The 19,300-nt window shown below is 68.6% G+C and carries 19 protein-coding genes and 2 riboswitches; of the genes, 11 read left to right on the top strand and 8 right to left on the bottom strand.

Features of this window, described 5'->3' with window-relative positions:
- Position 1: 1 nt before the first annotated feature.
- The 5 genes from hisF to ACE3O8_RS00965 form a co-directional block, all read right to left on the bottom strand.
- Positions 2-775, bottom strand: a complete 774-nt coding sequence (gene hisF, locus ACE3O8_RS00985) for an imidazole glycerol phosphate synthase subunit HisF (RefSeq protein WP_374385824.1) — start codon at positions 773-775, stop codon at positions 2-4.
- Entirely contained in the window at positions 772-1,494 is a 723-nt protein-coding gene (gene hisA, locus ACE3O8_RS00980; protein ID WP_374385822.1) for a 1-(5-phosphoribosyl)-5-[(5-phosphoribosylamino)methylideneamino]imidazole-4-carboxamide isomerase, read from the bottom strand. The genes hisF and hisA overlap by 4 nt, the downstream gene beginning before the upstream one ends.
- Entirely contained in the window at positions 1,494-2,099 is a 606-nt protein-coding gene (gene hisH, locus ACE3O8_RS00975; protein WP_374385820.1) for an imidazole glycerol phosphate synthase subunit HisH, read from the bottom strand. Before hisH ends, hisA begins: the two co-directional genes overlap by 1 nt.
- 3 nt (positions 2,100-2,102) lie before the next feature.
- Positions 2,103-2,693, bottom strand: a complete 591-nt coding sequence (hisB, locus tag ACE3O8_RS00970; protein WP_374385818.1) for an imidazoleglycerol-phosphate dehydratase HisB — start codon at positions 2,691-2,693, stop codon at positions 2,103-2,105.
- A 119-nt stretch (positions 2,694-2,812) separates the two neighbouring features.
- Positions 2,813-4,225 carry a DNA recombination protein RmuC gene (locus ACE3O8_RS00965; RefSeq protein WP_374385815.1) on the bottom strand — a complete coding sequence of 471 codons (1,413 nt, stop codon included), beginning with the start codon at positions 4,223-4,225 and terminating at the stop codon, positions 2,813-2,815.
- Between the two features lie 124 nt (positions 4,226-4,349).
- Here ACE3O8_RS00965 and ACE3O8_RS00960 point away from each other — a divergent pair, with 124 nt between their 5' ends.
- The 5 genes from ACE3O8_RS00960 to ACE3O8_RS00940 are packed head-to-tail and all read left to right on the top strand — an operon-like array spanning position 4,350 to position 9,113.
- Positions 4,350-5,264 carry an SMP-30/gluconolactonase/LRE family protein gene (locus tag ACE3O8_RS00960; RefSeq protein ID WP_374385813.1) on the top strand — a complete coding sequence of 305 codons (915 nt, stop codon included), beginning with the start codon at positions 4,350-4,352 and terminating at the stop codon, positions 5,262-5,264.
- Positions 5,261-6,148: a tyrosine-type recombinase/integrase gene (locus tag ACE3O8_RS00955; RefSeq protein ID WP_374385810.1), complete on the top strand. Its 888-nt coding sequence runs from the start codon at positions 5,261-5,263 to the stop codon at positions 6,146-6,148. The genes ACE3O8_RS00960 and ACE3O8_RS00955 overlap by 4 nt, the downstream gene beginning before the upstream one ends.
- A gap of 58 nt (positions 6,149-6,206) precedes the next feature.
- Positions 6,207-7,283, top strand: a complete 1,077-nt coding sequence (locus tag ACE3O8_RS00950; RefSeq protein WP_374385887.1) for a type III polyketide synthase — start codon at positions 6,207-6,209, stop codon at positions 7,281-7,283.
- A 1-nt stretch (position 7,284) separates the two neighbouring features.
- Positions 7,285-7,992 (top strand): methyltransferase domain-containing protein, encoded by a 708-nt coding sequence (locus tag ACE3O8_RS00945; RefSeq protein WP_374385808.1) that lies wholly within the window; start codon positions 7,285-7,287, stop codon positions 7,990-7,992.
- Between the two features lie 5 nt (positions 7,993-7,997).
- Positions 7,998-9,113 carry an NAD(P)-binding protein gene (locus tag ACE3O8_RS00940; protein WP_374385885.1) on the top strand — a complete coding sequence of 372 codons (1,116 nt, stop codon included), beginning with the start codon at positions 7,998-8,000 and terminating at the stop codon, positions 9,111-9,113.
- Here the strand turns inward: ACE3O8_RS00940 and ACE3O8_RS00935 are convergent.
- Together ACE3O8_RS00935 and ACE3O8_RS00930 are read right to left on the bottom strand one after the other, a co-directional pair.
- On the bottom strand, positions 9,067-10,071 hold the full coding sequence (locus ACE3O8_RS00935; RefSeq protein WP_374385806.1) for an acyltransferase family protein: 1,005 nt from the start codon (positions 10,069-10,071) through the stop codon (positions 9,067-9,069). The genes ACE3O8_RS00940 and ACE3O8_RS00935 overlap by 47 nt on opposite strands.
- Positions 10,072-10,244: 173 nt before the next feature.
- Positions 10,245-10,607: an SWIB/MDM2 domain-containing protein gene (locus tag ACE3O8_RS00930; protein WP_374385804.1), complete on the bottom strand. Its 363-nt coding sequence runs from the start codon at positions 10,605-10,607 to the stop codon at positions 10,245-10,247.
- Between the two features lie 5 nt (positions 10,608-10,612).
- Between ACE3O8_RS00930 and ACE3O8_RS00925 the strand changes: the two genes are divergently transcribed.
- The 4 genes from ACE3O8_RS00925 (at position 10,613) to ACE3O8_RS00910 (ending at position 16,108) form a co-directional block, all read left to right on the top strand.
- Positions 10,613-10,963 (top strand): hypothetical protein, encoded by a 351-nt coding sequence (locus ACE3O8_RS00925; RefSeq protein ID WP_374385802.1) that lies wholly within the window; start codon positions 10,613-10,615, stop codon positions 10,961-10,963.
- Between the two features lie 98 nt (positions 10,964-11,061).
- The gene (locus ACE3O8_RS00920; RefSeq protein WP_374385800.1) at positions 11,062-11,784 is read left to right on the top strand and encodes a response regulator transcription factor; all 723 of its coding nucleotides are present in this window, start codon (positions 11,062-11,064) and stop codon (positions 11,782-11,784) included.
- A 59-nt stretch (positions 11,785-11,843) separates the two neighbouring features.
- The gene (locus ACE3O8_RS00915; protein WP_374385798.1) at positions 11,844-13,661 is read left to right on the top strand and encodes a FecR domain-containing protein; all 1,818 of its coding nucleotides are present in this window, start codon (positions 11,844-11,846) and stop codon (positions 13,659-13,661) included.
- 47 nt (positions 13,662-13,708) lie between these two features.
- Positions 13,709-16,108, top strand: coding sequence for a CHASE2 domain-containing protein (locus tag ACE3O8_RS00910; protein ID WP_374385796.1), 2,400 nt, complete (start codon positions 13,709-13,711; stop codon positions 16,106-16,108).
- Positions 16,109-16,150: 42 nt separating this feature from the next.
- On the opposite strand, the gene ACE3O8_RS00905 is transcribed toward ACE3O8_RS00910, so the two are convergent.
- The gene (locus ACE3O8_RS00905; RefSeq protein WP_374385794.1) at positions 16,151-17,755 is read right to left on the bottom strand and encodes an AMP-binding protein; all 1,605 of its coding nucleotides are present in this window, start codon (positions 17,753-17,755) and stop codon (positions 16,151-16,153) included.
- A gap of 111 nt (positions 17,756-17,866) precedes the next feature.
- Between ACE3O8_RS00905 and ACE3O8_RS00900 the strand changes: the two genes are divergently transcribed.
- Both ACE3O8_RS00900 and ACE3O8_RS00895 read left to right on the top strand, forming a co-directional pair.
- The gene (locus tag ACE3O8_RS00900) at positions 17,867-18,829 is read left to right on the top strand and encodes an NADPH:quinone oxidoreductase family protein (RefSeq protein WP_374385792.1); all 963 of its coding nucleotides are present in this window, start codon (positions 17,867-17,869) and stop codon (positions 18,827-18,829) included.
- Positions 18,830-18,842: 13 nt separating this feature from the next.
- Positions 18,843-18,971, top strand: a complete 129-nt coding sequence (locus tag ACE3O8_RS00895) for an entericidin A/B family lipoprotein (protein WP_374385790.1) — start codon at positions 18,843-18,845, stop codon at positions 18,969-18,971.
- A gap of 70 nt (positions 18,972-19,041) precedes the next feature.
- Positions 19,042-19,137, top strand: a riboswitch (glycine riboswitch).
- 10 nt (positions 19,138-19,147) lie between these two features.
- A riboswitch (glycine riboswitch) is annotated at positions 19,148-19,254 on the top strand.
- Positions 19,255-19,300: the final 46 nt, after the last annotated feature.

Genomic DNA, 19,300 nt, shown 5'->3' with positions numbered 1-19,300 from the left:
ATCATTCGCCTGCCGGCGGGCGGACGGCAACCCCGGCCCGCATCAGTGCGCGCTTGGCGTCCGCGATGGTCGCCTCCCCGAAGTGGAACAGGCTGGCGGCCAGCACGGCAGAGGCCTGCCCCTGCGTGACGCCGGCGACAAGATCGTTAAGCCCGCCGACGCCGCCGGAGGCGACGACAGGCACCGGCACCGCGCCCGAAACGGCGCGCAACAGGTCCAGATCATAGCCCGACCGCGTGCCGTCGCGGTCCATCGAGGTAAGGAGGATCTCGCCTGCGCCCAGGGCGGACACCTGCCGGGCGAAGGCGACGGCGTCGATCCCGGTCGCGCGGCGGCCGCCATGGGTGAAGATTTCCCACCGCCCGGGCGAAACCGCCTTCGCGTCGATGGCGACGGTGATGCACTGTTCGCCGAACTGGCGCGCCAATTCGCCCACCAGTTCGGGCCGGGCGACGGCGGCGGAGTTGACCGACACCTTGTCGGCCCCGGCCTTCAGCAGGGCGCGAACATCCTCAGCCGTGCGCACGCCGCCGCCGACGGTGACGGGCATGAAGCAGTGCGTGGCGGTTTCGGCCACGATGTCCAGCAGGATCGACCGGTCCTCGTGGGAAGCGGTGATGTCCAGGAACACCAGCTCGTCCGCGCCTTCGGCATCATAGCGGGCGGCGGCTTCCACCGGATCGCCCGCATCGCGCAGCCCCACGAAGTTCACCCCCTTGACGACCCGACCATTGGCGACGTCCAGGCAGGGGATCACGCGGACAGTTGCGCTCACGCGGCGGCATCCAGCGCGGCGGCGAGATCGATGCGGCCGTCATAGAGGGAGCGGCCGGCGATGACCCCGGTGATCCCCCGCTTCAGGCGCAGGGCGCGGATCTCGGAGATGTCGGCCAGCCCGCCCGACGCGATCACCGGCAGCTTCACCGCCTGCGCGAGCGCGGCGGTCGCCGCGATGTTCACGCCCTTCAGCAGCCCGTCGCGGCCGACATCGGTGAACAGCAGGGCAGCGACGCCGGCATCCTCGAAGCGGCGGCCCATGTCTGCCACCGGCACGTCCGACACATCGGCCCAGCCGCGCGTGGCGACCAGCCCGTCGCGCGCGTCCACGGCGACCACGATCTTGCCCGGATGATCGCGCGCCGCCGTCCGCACAAGGCCGGGATCGCTCAGCGCCGCCGTGCCGATCACGACACGGGCGACGCCCAGCGCGATCCAGCGGTCGATCGCGGGCATGGTACGGATGCCGCCCCCCACCTGCACATTGGCGGGCGTGGCCGACAGGATGGCTTCCACCGCCGACGCGTTGCGGGCTTCGCCCGCGAAGGCGCCGTCCAGATCGACCACATGCAGCCATTTCGCGCCGGCTTCGGCGAAGGCGCGGGCCTGCGCGGCGGGATCCTGCGCATAGACGGTGGCGCGCGCCATGTCGCCTTCGGCAAGGCGGACGACTTCGCCGCCCTTCAGGTCGATCGCGGGAAAGATGGTAAACGGCATCAGGGTTTCCAGGCGAGCCAGCGGGCAAGGAGGGAGAGGCCGTAGCTCTGGCTCTTTTCGGGGTGGAACTGGGTGCCCAGCATGGTGTCGCGCTGGACGGCGGCGGTGATTGGCCCGCCATAGCCCGCACGGGCGGCGACATGGGCGGGATTGTCCGCCTGCAGCGCATAGCTGTGCACGAAATAGGCCCAGCCGGGCTGGATCAGGCCATCCGCAGAAGGCTCCACCTCGTTCCAGCCGATTTGCGGGATTTTCAGGCTGTGGGGTTCCATCCGGCGGACGCTGCCGGGTATCCAGCCCAGCCCCCGGTGGATGCCGAACTCATGCCCTTCGGACGCCATCAGCTGCATGCCCACGCAGATGCCCAGGAACGGCCGGGCGCGGCGACGGACGGCCTCGTCCAGCGCGTCCTCCATGCCGGGAATGGCGCGCAGCGCGGCGGCGCAGGCGCCGAACGCGCCGACGCCGGGCAGCACGACGCGGTCCGCCGCCAGAACGGCCTCAGGATCTGCCGTGACGCTGACACGGCCGGCGCCGGCCGCTTCCAGCGCCTTCGCGGCAGAGCGCAGGTTGCCGGCGCCATAGTCGATCAGGGCAACCGCCATGCGCTAGACGAGCGTGCCCTTGGTGGAGGGAATCGCGCCCGGCTGGCGCGGATCGATTTCCACCGCCTGCCGCAAGGCGCGCGCCAGCGCCTTGAACAGGCCCTCGGCAATATGGTGGTTGTTCTGCCCATAGGGCACTTCGGCATGCAGCGTGATGCCGGCCGCCTGCGCGAAGCTGTGGAACACGTGCCAGAACAGCTCCGTATCCATTTCGCCCAGGCGCGGCTGGGTGAAGGCGACCTTCCAGACAAGGAAGGCGCGGCCCGAAATGTCGAGCGAGACGCGGGCAAGCGTTTCGTCCATCGGCACCTGCGCATGGCCATAGCGGGTGATGCCGGCGCGGTCGCCCAGCGCCTTGCGGAAGGCTTCGCCCAGCGCGATCGCGGTGTCCTCCACCGTGTGGTGGGCATCGATGTGCAGGTCGCCCACCGTCTTCACCTGAAGGTCGAACAGGCCGTGGCGGGCCAGTTGATCCAGCATGTGATCATAGAATCCCACGCCGGTGGAAATCTCGCGCTGCCCGGTTCCGTCGAGATTGACGGAAACGGTGACGTCGGTTTCCGACGTCTTGCGGGTGACGGTTGCGATGCGCATGGCAGGCGGCCCTTTCGAGGCCTGCGGCTATAGCAGGCGAAACGGGGGGTTCAACCTCCGGCGCCATTCGGCGGCGTCGCCGCCATCCGGTCCATTCGGCAGCTTCGCCGACTTGCCATTCATTCGGCGGCCGTGCCGCCATCCAGCCGCTTCAGTTCGGGCGCCTGCACCAGCCGCAGGGATTTTTCCACCGGGGCCAGTTCCGGAATGGGCTTCTTGCCCTTGTCCACGCCCATCTCCGGGAATTTCCGCGCCTTGGTGAGCACGCGGGATTCCAGCGACGCGATGAAATCATTGTAGGCGCCCGTCGCCTCGCCCAGATTGCGGCCCACCCGGCCCACATGCTCCGTCATGGTGGCAAGGCTGGCATAAAGCTCCGCCCCCAGTTCGCCGATGGCGCGGGCTTCCTCCGCCATTTTTTCCTGCCGCCACACCATCGCGACGACACGGGCGATCGCCAGCAGATTGGTCGGGCCCGCCAGCAGGATGCGCTGGTCCAGCGCCCAGGCCAGCAGGTCCAGATCCTGCTCAAGCGCGGCGGACAGGAAATTCTCGCCCGGCAGGAACATCACCACGAAATCCGCAGATGCCGCGAATTCCTTCCAATAGGCCTTTTCGCTGAGGCCCTTGGCGTGGGTGCGCACGCTCAGCGCATGGCGCTTCAGCGCCGCCTGGCGATCCGCCTCGCCGTCCGCCTCGGAAGCGGCGAGATAGTCCGCCAGCGAGCATTTGCTGTCCACCACCAGTTCCCGGCCGCCGGGCAGTTTCAGCACCGCATCCGGGCGGCGGCGCTGCCCGTCGGCGTCGGTCGTGCTTGCCTGCAGCTCGAAATCAATGCCTTCGCGCAGGCCGGCCATGTCCAGCACGTTGCGCAGCTGCGCTTCGCCCCACGCGCCGGACGCCTTGGAGGAGGAGCGCAGCGCGGCCACGATCTTGCCGGCCTCCGCCTTCACCGCCTGCTGCCCCAGCGCCACCGACTGCAACTGTTCGCTGAGCGAGCCATAGGCCTGCTCCCGCTTCGTCTCCAGCCGCTGCAATTCCTCGCCATAGCGGGCCAGCGTTTCCCGCATCGGCGTCACCAGCCCCGCCAGCGCCTCCCGGCTGTCGGTCAGGCCCTTCGCCGCCTCGGCGCGGTGCAGCTTCAGCGTTTCCGCCGCCTGCTCGGTGAACTGCTTCTGCGCCCGCTCCAGCGCTTCGGCCGCCAGGCGCTGGAATTCGCCGCGCATCTCTTCCAGCTGGCGGGCATGCACCCGGTCGCGCTCCTCCAGCGCGGCGCCATGGGCGCGGTCCCGTTCGGCCGACGCTGATTCGGCGGCCGAGAGCGCCGCCTGCAATTCCGCCGCCCTGCCCATGAAGGGCTTGGCTTCATCCGCCTGCGATTTCCACGCCGCCACCTCGGCAACCGCGCGGCCCAGCGCCTCGCGCCGCTCCGCAAGCTCGGTCCGGGCGCCGGACAGCGGCTTTCCCCAGATGAGCCACCCCGCAACCAGCGCGGCCAACAGGCTGACAAGGACGAGAAGTGCAGTGACCATTTCAGGCGCCATTCCGGAACATTAGGCGAACATGGTTCGCGAAGTCACGCTATTTCTAATGCCCGATTGTGCCAGGCGGGGGCACGTGGAAGCATGGCGGCAACAAACATACAGGGGAGAGACGATGGAGTTCCAGATTCTGGCCGAAGGCCTCGCGTTTCCGGAAGGGCCGGTGTTCATGGACGACGGGTCCGTGATCCTGGTGGAGATCGCGAAGGGCGAAATCACCCGGGTGAAGCGCGACAGCACGAAGCAGACCATCGCGAAGCCGGGGGGCGGGCCGAACGGCGCGGCAATCGGGCCGGACGGCGCGCTCTATGTCTGCAACAACGGCGGCTTCAAATGGGCCGAGATCGAGGGGATGATGATCCCCGGCAACGCCGCGGCGGATTATACGACCGGCCGGATCGAGCGGATCGACATCGCGACTGGCAAGGTGGAGCGGCTGTACGACAGTTACGAGGGGTTCAGCCTGTCCGGCCCGAACGACATCGTGTTCGACGCTGCCGGCGGCTTCTGGTTCACCGATCTCGGCAAGCATTACGATCACCACAGCGATCATGGCGGCATCTATTACGGCACCCCCGATGGAAAGAGCCTGAAGCGCGCCGTCTATGGCCCGGATTTCAACGGCATCGGCCTCTCCCCCGACGGGAAGACGGTGTATGCCGCCGTGTGCAGCCGCTGCTATATCCTGGCCTTCGACATCACCGGGCCGGGCGAAGTCGCGCCGTCGCCGCTGGCGGCGGTGCCGGGGCGGCTGGTCGCCGATTTCCCGGGGCGCATCCTGCTCGATTCGCTCGCCATCCTCGCGTCGGGCAAGATCGCGCAGGCGACCCTGGTGGACCGGCCCGGCATCGGCGTCGCGGACCCGGCGACGGGCGAGATCGTCTATCACGCCTTCCCCGACCTGCTGACAACCAACATCGCCTTTGGCGGGGCGGACATGCGCGATGCGGCCATCACGCTGTCCACCACCGGAAAGCTGGCGCTGGCCCGTTGGGACGAACCGGGATTGCGGCTAAACTTCAACGCGTGACCGACCTGCCGGATTCGCGCGCCATCGCCCTGTTCCTCGACATGCTGGCGAGCGAGCGGGGCGCGGCGCGGAACACGCTCCTGGCCTATGGCCGCGATCTGGAGGGGGCGTCGGCCGATCTTTCCGGCCGGCTGGCGGGGGCCGGGGGCGAGGATCTGGAACGGCTGTTCGCGGGCTGGGCGGATCTGGCGCCCGCCAGCCTGTCGCGCAAGCGCTCCGCGCTTCGCCGCTTCTTCGCCTTCCTGGTGGCAGAGGGCATCCGGCCCGACAATCCGGCGCTCGCGATCGCGGGGGTGAAGGCGGGGCAGCCATTGCCGAAAACCCTGTCCGTGGACGAGGTGGACCGGCTGTTCGCAACGCTGGACACGGATCTGGCCGATGCACCCGGCCCGCAGGCGGTGCGGCTGAAGGCGCTGATCGAGTTGCTTTATGGATCGGGCCTGCGCGCAACCGAGCTGGTGGCGTTGCCGCGCAACGCCATCCGCCCGCCGCAGCCCTTCGCCATCGTGCGCGGCAAGGGCGAGAAGGAGCGGATGATCCCGCTGTCGCCGGCGGCCATCCGCGCCGTGGCCGCGCAGCTGCAACTGGTGCCGAAGGACAGCCGCTGGCTGTTCCCGTCCGGTAAGTCACATCTTTCGCGCATCCGCCTGTATCAGCTGGTGAAGGCGCTCGCCGCGCGGGCGGGCCTCTCGCCTGACAGGATCTCCCCACACGTGCTGCGGCATGCCTTTGCCACCCACATGCTGGCCAACGGGGCAGACCTGCGCGCGTTGCAGACGCTGCTGGGTCATGCCGACATTTCCACAACGGAACGCTATACCCATGTGGACAGCGCCCGGCTGGTGGCGACCGTGAAGGGCCTGCATCCACTGGGCGACGGGTGAGGGCGGACAGGCGCCGGGCGCCTCGACGGAGGGAAAGGGCTGTGCGACCATGACAGAGATGCCGGCGACCGCACATGTGAACCGAATTTCGACGGCGGTGCCGCCGCACGACGTGCATCAGGCGTTCGAAACCTTCGTGGGCAGCCTTCTGGACGGCCGGCGCGAGGCGGCGCTGTTCCGCCGCATGGCGGGCCGATCCGGCATCGCGCGGCGCTTTTCCAGCTTCGAGCCGGTCACCAACCCGGACGGATTCATGGCCGACCGGGAGGGATTCTATGCGCCGGGCGGCTTCCCCTCCACCAGCCGCCGGATGCAGCGCTATGCGCAGGTGGCCCCTGCGCTGGCGGAACAGGCTGTTCGCGGGCTGGAGGCCGATCTGTCGCGCGTGACGCATCTGGTGCTGGCCAGCTGCACCGGATTCATGGCGCCGGGGCTGGATCAGGTGCTGGTGCGGCGGCTGGGGCTGGATCCCGGCGTGGAACGGACGGTCGTCGGCTATATGGGCTGCTATGCGGCGGTGAATTCGCTGCGGCTGGCGCATCACATCGTGCGGTCTGAGCCCGATGCCCGGGTGCTGGTCATCACGATCGAGCTGTGCACGCTGCACTTCCAGGACACGCTGGATGTGGAAAAGCTGCTGTCGATGCTGCTGTTCGGCGACGGCTGCGCGGCGGCGCTGGTGACGGCGGATGCCGAAGGTGCGGCGCTCCATGAATTCCTCAGCTTCGCCATCCCCGAAAGCGACGGTCTGATCACCTGGGACATCGGAGATACCGGCTTCGACATGCACCTGTCGGGCCATGTGCCGCAGCGAATCCAGAAGGCGATGGCAGATGAACTCAGCCGCAACGCGGCCGACGGCGTGCTGCGCGGGCGCCAGCCGGAGGCGTTCGACATCTTCGCCGTGCATGCGGGCGGGAAGGCGATCCTCGACGCCGTGGAAACCGGGCTCGGCCTCGCGGCCGACCGGCTTGACTGGAGCAGGGGAGTCCTGCGCGATTTCGGCAACATGAGCAGCGCGACCCTGATGTTCGTGCTTCAGCGCATCCTGGCGGGCGCGGCGCCGGGCAGGGGGCTGGCCATGGCCTTCGGGCCGGGCCTGGCCTGCGAGACGTTCAGCTTCACGAAGCTCTGACATGGCCTCCCCCGATTTCAGCCGCCGGGCGGACGAGCCCGAATGGATGGACGTGCGGCAATGGCCCCGTGCGGATTTCGCGGCGATCCTCAATGATCTGGAACAGGCGAACCTGCTGACCTTCGCGGCCCACCCGACGCTGGATTTTCTCGCCCGGCTCACGCGGGGATGGCCGCCCGGCGCAGAACTGCGCGTCGCCGACCTGGGCTATGGCCGGGGCGACATGCTGCGACGCATCCACCGCTGGGCCGTATCGCGAGGGCTGCGGCCCCGGCTGACCGGGGTGGATCTGAACCCGCACTGCCGCGCCCTGGCCGGGGAACTTACGCCGCCCGGACTGGCGATCGACTGGCACCAGGGCGACCTGTTCGACTGGGCACCAGCCGAGCCGCCGCATGCCATCGTCAGCGCGCTGTTCGCCCATCATCTGCCGGCCGCGGACGTCCAAAGATTGCTGACATGGCAGGAGGCGACGGCCAGCCACGGCTGGTTCGTGAACGACCTGCACCGCCACTGGCTCGCCTGGCGCGGGTTCCGCGCGCTGGCCTGGGCGATGCGCTGGCACCCCTGTGTGCGGCACGACGGGGCGCTTTCGGTGCGGCGGGCCTTCGTGCACGACGACTGGCGGGCGATGCTGGCGGAAGCCGGGCTTGCCGCAGACATTCGCTGGCATCCGCTGTTCCGCCTGTGCGTGGGGCGGATCAAGTGAAGAGGATGGAGGGCGCGCTGGTGCTGGGCGGCGGCCCGGCGGGCGCTGCGGCGGCCATCTGGCTGGCGCGCGCGGGCCGGTCGGTGACGCTGTGGGAAAGGGAGAGGCTGCCCGCCCACAGGATCTGCGGCGAATTCCTGAGCTGGGAGGCGCAGACCTTTCTGGCGGACCTGGGGCTGGATCCGGAGGCGCTGGGCGCGGTTGCGATCGACCGGGTACGGCTGGTGACGGCGCGACGGGTGGCGACCGCCCGGCTGGGGTTCACGGCGCGCTCCCTCACGCGGCGGGTGCTGGATGCGGCGCTGCTGGAGCTTGCCGCAAAGGCCGGCGCCAGGGTGGAGCGGGGGGTGACCGCGCGGGAAATTGGCCCCGGCGGGGAGGTTCAGGCGGCCCATGGCTCCGTGAAGCCGGACACGCTGTTCCTGGCGACAGGCAAGACCAACCTGCGCGGGGCCGCCCGCGACGCCGAGGGCACGCTGAACCACCAGCTGGGCTTCAAGGCCTATCTGCGGCTGGCCCCGGCCGAGCGGGCGGCGCTGGCCGGGCATGTGGAGCTGATCCTGTTCCGGGGCGGCTATGCGGGGCTGCAGCTGGTGGAGCGCGACGCCGCGAACCTGTGCTTCCTCGTCTCGCCCGATCGCTGGCGCGCCTGCGAAGGCGATTTCGGCGCGTTGCTGGCAGATCTGTCGGCCGAGGTGCCGCATCTGGGGCAGCGACTGGCGGGCGCGGTGCCGCTGCTGGACCGGCCGCTGGCGATTTCCGGCGTTCCCTATGGCTTCCTGCACCGGCCTTCGGGCGCGGAAACCCTCTGGCGGCTGGGCGATCAGGCGGCCGTGATCCCCAGCTTCAGCGGCGACGGGATGAGCCTGGCGCTGCATTCCGCCCGGCTGGCGACCGCTGCGCTGCTGACGGGGCAGGGGCCGCACGCCTATCACCGGCAGCTGGCGAAGGATGCCGGGGGCGCGGTGCGGCGGGCGACCCTGCTTCAGCGTCTGTCAGAGGAAGATGCCCTGCGCGACGGGGCCGCCGCCCTATTGGCACTGATGCCCGGCCTGGTGGGTCTGGCTGCGCGGTTCACCCGCCTGTCCGCCGGGGCGGTTCGCCGCGCGCGCCTGGCCTAGGGGCGGAAGCCCGCCACTGGCGCAGAACGCCCAGATCGAACGGCAGACCGGCCAGATGCCACCGCGCACGGGCGGCCTGCATGGCAGAAGCCCCCAGGAACGAAACCGCCAGCGGCAGCAGCAGATACATCCAGATTTCGGTCACGCCCGCGCGTTGCATCAGCCGGCCTGCAAGCATCTGAAATGTCATATGGGACGCATAGAAGACGATGGAGTTGGCGCCGATCCATTGCAGGAACTGCAGACCCGGCAACGGTCGATAGCGCGGCGCCAGCGCCAGCACGACGACGATCAACGCAAGCGGCGCCCAGGCGAACATCAGCTGGTAGCGCATCTCGTGACCGGTCAATCCGGCGCCGGCCCCGGCGATGGCTGCCGCACCAGCCGCGACGAGGATGGGCATCGGGACCCGGCCGATCCAATTCCGCGACTGAGCCAGATGCCCCAGCAGGAAAAAGGCAAACAGAAACAGGGCGCGGGCGACCGCCAATTGATCCGTGCCGAATTCAGCCAGAAGCAGGCTGGCGACTGCGACCGGCAGCAAAGGAATGCGAAGCCGGCACAAGGCAAGAAACGCCAGGTAGAACAGGAACAGGTTGTGCAGGAACCACAGATAGGTTTCCGGCTTCCACAGGATCGTCAACGCCCGTTCCGGCCATAACGTGCCACGCACCGCCAGGAACAGCAGGCTCCAGAGCAGATAGGGCCAATAGAGGCTGAAGATCTTGCCGCGGATGAACATGCCCGTCGGCTTCTTCAACGCCCGTTCCAGAAGCATGCCGGACAGGAATGTCAGAAACGGAATGCGAAAGGGGGCGAAGGCGTTGTTGAAGGCCGTAAGTCCTGCGGGAACAGGAAGCCCGAGCCATTCCATGACGAGCGCGCCATGCCACAGCATGACAAGCAGGATGCATGCCTCTCGTACGGCATCCATCCAGACCTGCCTCACATGCGTCATTGCGCCCGGCCCCCCGGAAAGCGGGCGGGATCATGAAGGACCCTGCCTGCGCGATGTTGCAGGCGGCAACATAGCCGGAAAAGCCCGGGGGCGAAACCGGACCAGGCCAAGCAAAAAGGGCGGGGATGTGATCCCCGCCCCTTCCCTGATCCAGCCTGGCTGGCTGCCGGTTATTACGACAGGTGCTTGGCCAGGTGCTTGTTCATTTCGAACATGGTCACGCTGTCGACGCCGAAGATCGGCTTCAGCTTGGCGTCGGCATTGATCCGGCGCTTGTCCTTGGCGTCCTGAAGATTGTTGGCCTTGATATAGTCCCACACCTTCTTGACCACTTCGCCGCGGGCAAGCTTGGCGCTGCCGACGATCGCGGCGAGTTCCGCAGACGGGGTCAGCGGGGTCTGAAGTGCGTTCGGTTTCTTGTCGGCCATTTTCGGTCCCTCTCCCTTATACCCTGAAACGGCTGCCCATGCCTGCGGGGGCAGGCCGGCTGGCCGGGTGTTCGGCTTGCGGCCCGGATTGTTGACGCACCGGGCCATGTACAATGATCGGCCTGGCTATATCCCCTGGCGCGACCCTTGGTGCGCTTCTCATTTCACCGCTTTTGCCCATCGTCAAACGGCAAAAGGGCGCTTTCCCCCCCTTTGGCCGCATTTTTTCGGTTTTCGGCACGGGCGGTGGCCAAATTCCGCCTTCTTCCTGCCGTGAAAGGCGGCAAGAGAGCATCGAGATGCGTCGAATCGGGGGGCCGGACGTCGCATTCGGCCTGGTGTTTGCCAGGCCGGTCTATCGCGCGGCAGTTTTGAAAAAGTTGCGCGAAAGGCACAGTTTGCGAGCAGTTGTTGCACTGGAACTGCAAGCTGTTGCGAACTGTGAATCAGATGTTTACAGTTAACGATGCGGGGCTGTGGTAAACGCGGCTCGTGGGTGAAACTGGCACGCGTTGAAATGGGGCCGGAACGAACAATATAGGGTCAGGACTGGAACGCGAACATGCGCTGTGCGGTACTCGATGACGACAAGGCTCAGACCGAGCTGGTGGTGAAGCTGCTGGCGGATGCGGGCCATGGCTGCGAAGTCTTCCACCAGGGGCGGACGCTGATCAACCGGCTTCGGCAGGATACCTTCGATCTCCTGATCGTGGACTGGAACATGCCCGGCATGTCCGGCATCGAGGTGCTGGAAACCGTGCGGCAGGGCCAGCACGCCAACCTTCCCATCCTGATGATCACCAGCCGTGCGGACGACGAGGATGTCGTGACGGGTCTGGCGGCCGGCGCCGACGATTACATCGTGAAGCCGCTGAACACGGTTGTGTTCATGGCGCGGGTGGATGCCGCCCTGCGCCGCGCGCAGCTGAACAAGCCGCAGAAGATGGCCGCCGCCTGGGGCGCCTACAGTTTCGACGTGCCGACCGAAACGGTCACCGTCCATGGCGAGCCCGTGAAGCTGACGGCCAAGGAACTGGCGCTGGCGATGATGCTGTTCGAGAACATGTCGCGCCCGCTGTCGCGCAGCTACCTTCTGGAAAGCATCTGGGGGCAGAGCCCCGAGGCGGAGACGCGCACGCTGGACGCCCATGTGTCGCGCATCCGCTCCAAGCTCAATCTCCGGGCCGAAAACGGCTTCCGTGTGTTGCCCGTCTATTCCTACGGTTACCGGCTGGAGCCGACCAACGTCGCCCACAGCGCCGAACCGATCGAGGACGCGGCGTAAGCGCCATGCGTCGCGCGGTCCCCGCCTTCCTGCTGCTTCTTGCAGCCACTGCGCCGGCGATGCCCAATGGGGCTCGCCTGGAGCAGCGGCAGCGTGCGCAGGCGGAAACGACTGACGAGATCATCACCTATCGCACGAAGGGCGGCGAAACGCTGAAGTCGATCGCCGGCCAGTGGTTCGTGAACCCCGAGGACTGGCGCCGGATGATGGCGCTGAACAAGGTGAAGGACCCGGACGACCTGCCGGCCGGCACCGTCCTTCGCCTGCGCTCCAGCTGGCTGAAGACGAACCCCATCACGGCAGAGCTCGTGGCCTTCCGCGGCGATGTCCGGGTGCTCCGCAAGAACGGCGCTCTGCCCGTTGCCAAGGGCATGGAGCTGGGCGAGGGCGACATTCTGGTGACCGGCCCGAACGGCTTCGCCACGCTTGCCCTGCCAGACAAGAGCCAGGTTTCGCTGCCCTCTGCCAGCCGCATCCGGCTCGCCCGGCTGCGGCAGGTGCCGATGTCGGATTCGATCGATCGCCGCTTCACACTGGAACAGGGCCGGTCCGAAGCGCGCGTCACGCCGATGGCGAACCCGGCTTCGCGCTTCCTGATCACGACGCCCGTCGCGGTGGCGGCTGTGCGCGGCACGCAATTCAAGGTCAGCTACACGCCCGACGAACTGAAGGCCGCGACCGTCGTGACCGAAGGCAAGGTGTCCGTCTCGCGCATCGGCGGGATCGAAGACGTGATGGTGCGGGGCGGCTATGGCAACCTCACCACCTCCGGCGGCGCCACAAAGGCCTTCAAGCTTCTGCCGGCCCCCGCCGTCGACACGCCGGATCGTGTGCAGGACGCGGAAGCCGTGACCTTCCGGATCAAGCCGGTGCAGGGCGCTGTCGGCTATATCGTGGAAATCGCGACCGATGCTGCCTTCACCGATCGCGTCGGCAGCCTTCAGGTCGATGGCACCGAAGCCGTGTTCAAGGATGTGCCCAACGGCCAGTATCATGTGCGCGCCTTCGCGGTGGATGCGCTCGGCCTGGAGGGCATGCCCGCCGACGCCGTGACGTTCCAGCGCAGCTGGGCGGGGCAGGCCGATCCGGCCGAGCAGCGTGCCGCCGAAGAACGGCGGGATCAGCTGGCCGAACTCGGCTCCCGCGAGGGCAATGAATTCGACTGGTTCGACGGTGATGCCGGCAGCACGACCTTTGCCTCCGTCAGCGGCGCGGCTGGCGCCGACGATGGCGGCGCATCCGGCGAGGATGGCCAGCTGCCCGGCGACGAGCCCATCATCCCGCTCGATGAAGCCGGCCTGTCCGACAGCGTCGGCGGAGACAGCTATGCTGCCCTGCTGCCCATCGGTAACGGTTCCGGTGGTTCCGGCGGATCGGGCGGCGGCTCCAGCGGCGGCTCCGGTGGTGGCGGCGGTGGCGGCTCCGGCGGTGGCTTTGGTGGTGGCGGCGGTGGTTCCGGCGGCGGCTCCTCCGGCGGCGGTTCCTCCGGCGGCGGTTCGGGCAACGGCGGTTCCGGCGGCGGAGTAACGCCCGGTGGCGACAACGGCATCGGCGGATCCGGCAGCACGCCCGGCGGCTCCGGCAGCACACCCGGCGGGTCGGGCGGCTTCAATGGCGGCCAGCCGGGCGATCCTGATGGGCCGACCCTTCCGGGTGAAGGCCCGGTGATCATCCCCACCGATCCTGCGCCGCCCACGGGCAATCCGCAGCAGCCGGTCGATGTCGGCCCCGGTGGCGGCAGCTCGGGCAGCAGCCCGGATCCCGGCGGCAATGGCGCGGGCGTCATCCCCGAGCCCGCGACCTGGATGATGATGATCACGGGCTTCGGCCTTGTCGGCTATGCCATCCGGCGTCGGCGCCGCCTACCGGCGGCCTGACCGCCGGGGGGGTTGAGCCGGCCGGTCCGGGCCCCTAGCATCCTGCGATGAACAAGCTGGATCGCCCCGTTCCGGTACCTGCGCGGGCGGACGTCCAGACGCCCGCAACGGGTGGGCGCGCCCTGAACAGCGGCGAGTTCAGCTTCCAGAGCAGGCGGATGCTCGTCGAATGGTGGGGTGTGCTCATCACGGCGACGATTGCCATCCTCGCCATCAGTTTCCTGTCGCCGCCCGTGCGGGCCGACAATCTCTTCTATGATTTCGTGCTGCGGCTGAATCCGCCGCCGGCGAGTCAGCGCATCCTGATCGTGTCGATCGACAATCCCAGCCTCGCCGAAATCGGCCACTGGCCCTGGAACCGCGACGTGCATGCCCGGCTGATCGACCAGCTGACCGCGGCCGGCGCCGCTGCCGTCGGCTTCGACGTGCTGGTGCCCGAACCGACCCTGCCGGAAGCTGACAGGGCGCTGGCAGACGCCATCGCGCGCAACGGCCGCGTCCTGCTCGCCTCGTACATCGAGGTGCCCGGCCCGAACGGCGCCCCGGCCCTGCGGGTGCCGCCCGCGCAGCCGATTGCGGGCGCCGCACGGGGTATAGGCCATGTCACCACCCGCCCGGATCGCGACGGCGTGGTGCGCGGCATCGATATCCTGACAGACGGCAAGGACCGGCAGGACATCCACATGTCGGAAGCGGTGGTCGCGCTGGTCCAGGGGGACGCCGCGCGGCTGGATGCGCCCAGGCCCTTGGCCGAAGCGCCCGTCTATGCGCCGGCGCGCAATCTCATTCCCTTTGCCGGCCCGTCCGGCACCTATGCCCAGCTCAGCTATGCGGACGTGCTGAACGGCCGCGTGCCTGCGGATCTCCTGCGGGGCCGCATCGTGCTGGTCGGCGCGACGGCCGCCGGCATGGGCGACCGTTTCTCCACGCCGATGTCCGGCACGCTGGAAACCATGGCCGGGGTGGAACTGCACGCCAATTATGTGGACAGCCTGATGGACGACCGGATGATCCGGCCCGTCGCGCCCTGGGTGTGGCTGCTCTATTCGCTGCTGCCGGTGTGGGCGCTGATGATGAGCCTCCTGTTCCTGGGGCCGCGCATCAACCTGTGGCTGGGTGTCGCCATCGGCTTCGGCATCTTCCTGATGACGCTGCTGGGTCTGGCGGTTTTCCGCGTCTGGCTGCCGCCTGCGATGGCGTTGATCGCCATCGGCCTCATCTATCCGCTGTGGGGCTGGCGGCGGCTCGATCTCGCCAGCCGCTACATGGTGGCGGAACTGCGCGAGCTGCGGTCAGAGCCGGATGTGTTGCCCCGCATGCGGGAACCCGTTCAGGGCGACCCGGTCGAAAAGCAGATCGTGCTGATGCACGAAGCCATCCGCGACGTGCGCGACCTTCGGCAGTTCGTCGCCCAATCGCTGGACAGCCTGCCCGACGCCGCCGTCGTGACCGATCTGGATGGGAAGGTGCTGATCGCGAATGACGCCGCCGATGCGCTGTTCGCGCGCCTCGTGCCCGGTGTTCTGCTGGGCAAGCCGCTCGCCGAGCTGTTCCGGGGCTTCGACAGCGACCCGCGCCTGCCCGATCCGCGCGCCGTGGAGCTGCTGGCGGCAATGCGTGCACAGGCCGTGCCGGACGAGGGCGGTTATGAAACCCGGCTGACGGATGGCACCAGCCTGGAAATCCGCCTCGCCTTCTTCACCGATGCGGGCCGGCGGCCGCTGGGCTGGATCGCGCGCTTTGCCGACATCACCGAACTGCGCGCGTCCGAACGCCAGCGCGAGGATGCGCTGCGCCTGCTCACGCACGACATGCGCGCCCCCCAGGCCTCGATCCTGGCGGTGCTGGAGGCCGAGGGGCAGAAGGTGCCGCCCGAACTCGCCCGGCGGCTGGAACGCTATGCCCACCAGACGCTGAGCCTTGCGGACGATTTCGTGCACCTGGCGCGCGCGGAAAGCGGCCGCTTTGTCGTGGAAACCTTCAACATGTCCGATGCGCTCCTCGACGCGGTGGACGATCTGTGGCCGCTGGCCGACGCCAAGCGCATCCGCATCGTCTCCGACTTGCCGGAGGACGAGGCGATGGTAACGGGCGACCGCGCCCTGCTGACACGCGCCGTCACGAACCTCATCGGCAACGCGATCAAGTACAGCGACGAGCGCACGCGGGTGGAGGCGCGGGTGCGGCTGAAGCCGGGCATCGTCCGCTGCGAGATCGCAGACCAGGGCCGGGGCATCGCGGAAGAGGATCTGTCGAAGCTGTTCGAGCCGTTCCGCCGCCTGGCCCCGCCGGAAGGCGCGGCGGCCGCCGCTTCCGCCCCCGGCGCGGGCCTCGGCCTTGCCTTCGTGAAGGCCGTTGTCGAACGGCATCGCGGCCGCGTCGATGTCAGCTCGGTCGAAGGGAAGGGTTCCACCTTCGCGCTCGAACTGCCCCGCGCCACACGCTAGCGCCGCGCGCTGCCCTTCAGGGTCGCACGGAGGCGCTTCGGTTCAGGCGGCCCGCACCGCCATCGCGTCTTCCGCCAGCTTCCGCGCGCTGTCGTAATCCGCCTTGCCGTTGGGCGCTCGCGGGCAGGCCGGGGCCATCACCACCGTCTTGGGCGCCTTGTAGGCGGCAAGGTTCGCCTTCACATGGGCGATCAGGTCGGCTTCGGTGACGGCGGCTCGGGTTTCCACCACGGCCGTCACCGCCTGGCCCCATTTTTCGTCCTTCACGCCGAACACCAGCGCGTCTTCCACGGCCGGATGGGTCTTCAGCGCTTCCTCCACCTCTTCGGGGAAGATCTTCTCCCCGCCGGAGTTGATGCACTGGCTGCCCCGGCCCAGCAGCACGAGGGAGCCGTCGGCCTCGTACATGCCGAAATCGCCGGGCATGGTATAGCGCTGGCCCTCGATGGTCACGAAGGTCTTGGCGCTCTTCGCGGGATCCTTCCAATAGCCGCGCGGGATCAGCCCGGTGCGCGCCACCCGGCCCGGAACGCCGGCTTCCGTGATTATCCGCATCGCGCCCGTCTCCTCGTCCAGGTCGACCAGCACGGTCGAGGGATCATGGACGAAGCGGGTGGGGGCGTCGGCATTTTCCGCCGTGTTCACCGACGCGCCATAGCCGAGCCCCTCGGACGAGCCATAGCTGTCGAAGCACATCATCGTGGGGCAATGGCCGATCAGCGCTGCCTTGATTTCCGGCGACCACATCGTGCCGGACGAGATCATCATTCCCACCTGTCCCAGCCGGCCCTCGCCCGACTCGATCGCGCGCAGGATGGGCCGCGCAAAGGCGTCGCCCACGATCACCACCACTTCGGGGTTGTGCCGCTCGGTCAGCTTCAGCGCCTCGCCGGGATCGAAGTTGCGCGCGGCCGCCGTGATCACCGTGCCGCCCAGCGCCAGGCAATAGATGCCCATCAGCAGGCCGGTTCCGTGCATCAGGGGCGGCAGGGCAAGCACCTTGCGCCGCGCCTCCGCCGCCTCGATCGCGGCGACATGCGCCTCGATCGAATCCGGCCCCGGCATGCCGGGCAGGGGCGCCCCCGCGCCCAGCACCGTCCACAGCGCGCCCTGGTCCCACATCACGCCCTTGGGCATGCCGGTGGTGCCGCCGGTGTAGATGAACAGCATGTCGTCCGGGCTGTGATCGGCCTTGACCGGGGCTGACGCGCCCCTTGAGACGGCATCGAAATCCTGCGCCCAGGCCGGCGGCGTTCCGCCCACCTGCAGCCACAGCTTCACGCCCGGCAGGCGCTGCCGGATGCCGTCCAGCACGTCGGCGAATTCCGCATCATAGACGACGACGGCGGAATCCGAATTGTCGAGGATATAGGCCAGCTCCTCGCCGGTGTAGCGGTAGTTCACGTTCACATGCACCATGCGCGCCTTGAAGGCGGCGCCGGTGGTGAGGAGGTAGGCGGGCGAATTGCGCATCAGGTGCGCGACACGGTCCCCCGGCCCGGCGCCGGCGGCCAGAAAGGCGCCCGCCAGCGCGTCGGTGCGCCGGTCATAGTCGGCCCAGCTGACGACCTCATCCCCGTGGATCAGGGCGGGGGCCTCGCCCAGCCGCCCACCGATTGCCGACAGGATCTGCCCGAAGCTGAACATCCATCTCTCCCGATTGCACTCCCAATGTTGCGGCATTGACATGGGGGCACGCGCTGCCGCAACCCGCCATAAGGGAGAGAGAGGCAAGGGAGAGGCGAATTGCGGGCCTGGGTGATCGAACGACTGGAGGGCCTCGACGCGCTGGAGCTGCGCGAGGTGCCCGATCCCGCCCCGCCGGGGCCGGGGGAAGTGACGGTCGCCGTGTCCGCCGTGGGCCTCAACTATCCTGATCTGCTGATGTTGTCGGGCGGCTACCAGTTCAAGCCGCCGCTGCCGTTCACGCCGGGCATGGAAGGCGTGGGGCGCATCGCGGCCGTGGGGGAGGGCGTTTCGGGCGACCTGCTCGGCCATCGCCTGCTGCTGGGCGGGCGCACCGGCCTGCTGGCGGAACAGGTGACCCTCCCGCTCGCAAGCCTGCGCGAGGTGCCGGAGGCGCTGGCCGACGCCGAGGCGGCCGGCTTCACCACCGGCGCGCTGACGGCCTGGGTGTCGCTGGTGCCGCGCGGGCGGCTGCAACCCGGCGAACATGTGCTGGTGCTGGGCGCGGGCGGCGGCATGGGGCTGGCGGCAGTTTCCATGGCAAAGGCGCTGGGCGCGCACGTCACGGCGGCGGCCTCGTCGCAGGCCAAGCTGGATGCGGCGAAACAGGCCGGCGCGGATGCGGTGCTGATGATGGACCGTGCCGCACCCGACCTTTCGGCCCTGAAGGGAGAGGTGGATATTCTGTTCGATCCCGTCGGCGGGCCGGCGGTGCTGCCCGCGCTGAAGACGCTGCGCTGGGGCGGGCGCTATCTGGTGATCGGCTTCGTGGCGGGCATGCCCGACAGGGTGCCCACCAACCTGGCGCTGTTGAAGGGGATCGAGATCGTCGGCGTCCGCGCGGGCGAGGCCGGGCGGCAGGATCCGGCGCTGGGCCGGCGCGCCATGCACGAGATCGACCGGATCGCGGGCGAAGGGCATCTGCGCCCGATTGTGGGGCTGGAGGTGCCGTTCGAGGAGGCCCCGCGCGCCTTCCGGGCGATGCAGGACGGTTCATTGCTGGGCAAGGCGGTCGTCCGCATGCCGGAGGGCTGAAAGGATGAAGATGATGACCAGGTTGCAACTTGCCGCTTTCCTGCTGGTGCCCGCGCTGCTGCTGGCGGGATGCAACACCACGCGCGGCATCGGCCGGGACGTGAAATCAGTGGGCACCGCGATCGAGCGCGCGGTGGACTGAACCGCCTCTCCGGCATTGACCGAATCGGCGCCCCTCGGCCATGGCTCCTCGCGTCGGCGGGCGAAGGCCCGGCGGCGCTGCGGGAGAGTGCGCCGGACCTGATCCGGGGCCGCCGAAGGAGCAACCGCCCCCGGAATCTCTCAGGCCAAAGGACCGCAGCGACGCTTCCGGGCAGGAAACGGCAGTCTGGAAAGCGGCAGTGGCGACACTGCCCACCGAAGGGGTAAGCGGGGCCGCGCAGGCCCGGCGAAAGCTCTCAGGTACTCGTGACAGGCGGGGGCGGGCGGCGGGCTTCTCAAGGGGAGGGGCCTGTTCGCGTCACGGAAGGA

This window comes from Sandaracinobacter sp. (genome assembly GCF_041909755.1).
GTDB lineage: Bacteria > Pseudomonadota > Alphaproteobacteria > Sphingomonadales > Sphingomonadaceae > Sandaracinobacteroides.
Note: the sequence above shows the minus strand (reverse complement) of the source record. Positions and strands in the feature narration are given on the sequence as shown.

What these genes read in the sequence shown, in the direction of transcription:
- hisA (WP_374385822.1), bottom strand. Translation starts at nt 1,494, where the DNA reads ATGCCGTTTACCATCTTTCCCGCGATCGACCTGAAGGGCGGCGAAGTC.
- hisH (WP_374385820.1), bottom strand. Translation starts at nt 2,099, where the DNA reads ATGGCGGTTGCCCTGATCGACTATGGCGCCGGCAACCTGCGCTCTGCC.
- hisB (WP_374385818.1), bottom strand. Translation starts at nt 2,693, where the DNA reads ATGCGCATCGCAACCGTCACCCGCAAGACGTCGGAAACCGACGTCACC.
- ACE3O8_RS00965 (WP_374385815.1), bottom strand. Translation starts at nt 4,225, where the DNA reads ATGGTCACTGCACTTCTCGTCCTTGTCAGCCTGTTGGCCGCGCTGGTT.
- ACE3O8_RS00960 (WP_374385813.1), top strand. Translation starts at nt 4,350, where the DNA reads ATGGAGTTCCAGATTCTGGCCGAAGGCCTCGCGTTTCCGGAAGGGCCG.
- ACE3O8_RS00950 (WP_374385887.1), top strand. Translation starts at nt 6,207, where the DNA reads ATGCCGGCGACCGCACATGTGAACCGAATTTCGACGGCGGTGCCGCCG.
- ACE3O8_RS00945 (WP_374385808.1), top strand. Translation starts at nt 7,285, where the DNA reads ATGGCCTCCCCCGATTTCAGCCGCCGGGCGGACGAGCCCGAATGGATG.
- ACE3O8_RS00940 (WP_374385885.1), top strand. Translation starts at nt 7,998, where the DNA reads ATGGAGGGCGCGCTGGTGCTGGGCGGCGGCCCGGCGGGCGCTGCGGCG.
- ACE3O8_RS00935 (WP_374385806.1), bottom strand. Translation starts at nt 10,071, where the DNA reads ATGACGCATGTGAGGCAGGTCTGGATGGATGCCGTACGAGAGGCATGC.
- ACE3O8_RS00930 (WP_374385804.1), bottom strand. Translation starts at nt 10,607, where the DNA reads ATGGCCCGGTGCGTCAACAATCCGGGCCGCAAGCCGAACACCCGGCCA.
- ACE3O8_RS00925 (WP_374385802.1), top strand. Translation starts at nt 10,613, where the DNA reads ATGATCGGCCTGGCTATATCCCCTGGCGCGACCCTTGGTGCGCTTCTC.
- ACE3O8_RS00920 (WP_374385800.1), top strand. Translation starts at nt 11,062, where the DNA reads ATGCGCTGTGCGGTACTCGATGACGACAAGGCTCAGACCGAGCTGGTG.
- ACE3O8_RS00915 (WP_374385798.1), top strand. Translation starts at nt 11,844, where the DNA reads ATGCCCAATGGGGCTCGCCTGGAGCAGCGGCAGCGTGCGCAGGCGGAA.
- ACE3O8_RS00910 (WP_374385796.1), top strand. Translation starts at nt 13,709, where the DNA reads ATGAACAAGCTGGATCGCCCCGTTCCGGTACCTGCGCGGGCGGACGTC.
- ACE3O8_RS00905 (WP_374385794.1), bottom strand. Translation starts at nt 17,755, where the DNA reads ATGTTCAGCTTCGGGCAGATCCTGTCGGCAATCGGTGGGCGGCTGGGC.
- ACE3O8_RS00895 (WP_374385790.1), top strand. Translation starts at nt 18,843, where the DNA reads ATGACCAGGTTGCAACTTGCCGCTTTCCTGCTGGTGCCCGCGCTGCTG.